Raw genomic sequence first — 1,320 nt, 5'->3', positions numbered from 1 at the left:
TACCTTTAGGGTTGCCAGTGATTTTTCGAGGATGACGAAAGGCATTTAACGTGTTGGCTGGCAAACGCGGCTTTTCTGTTAATAGGTAATCTTGCCCCGACTTTTCGTCAGCGATTTCTTGCAAAATGCCGATATGAGTCAGTGACTGAGAGGTTTCGGCTAACTCTGGAGAGAATAGTGCGAGATCTTCTTTCTCTTGCTCAGATAACTCAAAAATAGAAATTCGAAACGCACGCCAACTTTCTCGCTTAGCCCCTAAATGCCAAAACAGCTGGCGTTGTTCGCGAGTCGCTTCGGGTCTAAGCATCGAGTAGAAGTACGTTTTGTTTTCATGTTCATGAGTAAACGAGTACAAAACGTTACTGGTGCCTTTCACGCCTTGTTTGATCAAAGAAGCGACGCGTTGCTCGTTAAACAAGGAGCCAAACACTTGTTGATTTCTCTCATCGTGCCAGTACTGCCACAACTTTTGGTTGTTTGGTGTCAGCATCGCTAGCTTGAGTTCGTTACCATCAAAAAACAGTGGTAAGTTGCTCGTGTGTTTGAGTGCAATGTGCTCATAACCGCGTGTGCGTGCACGAATGATTTTATCTTGGTTGTCATGACGTGCGCGTTTGGCGGCACTGTTTAATGCTTCGTCGATGACGCGCGCAACGACATTGGTTTCCGTTAGACGAATGGTTCGTAGATAGCGCACGGCATCATTTTCATAACAATCGTCCACGGCCAATACTCGATATGACAGTGGCTTTTCGATGCCTGCAACTTGCGACTTGCCTGCAAACTCGGTAAATGAAACTTGAATGATTTCACCAAGGTTGTATTTAAATGCGCTCGGGACTTTAAATTTTGCCCCAGAGCTCGACAAATCGATGCTTAATCCATGAAGGATTTGCCCTTTGGCGCGGCGAATTTCTACCTGCGACTGAACCTTCAAGCGCTTTTCTTGGCGTTTTAAGTCGTAACCGAGGTGAACCGGTTCTGCGAGAAAGGGGCTTTTAGGATCGGTTAATGAATGAGACTTTTCCTGCGTGGCGAGCTTGCTCATCACACGAAAGTTATTGCGCGTGTTGACCAGTGCTTCCCACATGCCTTCGGTGTAGGTGCCAAACTTCTTAATGTTCTTGTGATAAGCATTAAAAGCGACATCGTCCAACCAATGCGAAATGCCATCTAAAACATATTCACGACATTCGCCTTTGACGCGACCACGTAAATCAATGCTCTTCTTACATGGTGCCATAAGACGGTTCAGTTCCTTCTTCACTATGATTTTGGCCGACGGGGGCTCTTCCTCGGTCAATTGACCAAGGACAAAAT

Annotated in this window: 1 protein-coding gene; it reads right to left on the bottom strand. The window is 46.1% G+C overall.

Annotation, left to right across the window (positions count from 1 at the left end; genetic code table 11):
• Positions 1–1,320 (bottom strand): PilZ domain-containing protein (locus R7E00_RS23705; RefSeq protein WP_318124684.1); only part of this gene is annotated, 1,320 nt, incomplete at both ends.

It is taken from the genome of Vibrio sp. Vb1755 (assembly GCF_033338635.1).
Classification (GTDB): domain Bacteria; phylum Pseudomonadota; class Gammaproteobacteria; order Enterobacterales; family Vibrionaceae; genus Vibrio; species Vibrio alginolyticus.
The sequence above is the reverse complement of the archived record's forward strand: the minus strand, read 5'-3'. Positions and strand labels throughout refer to the sequence as shown.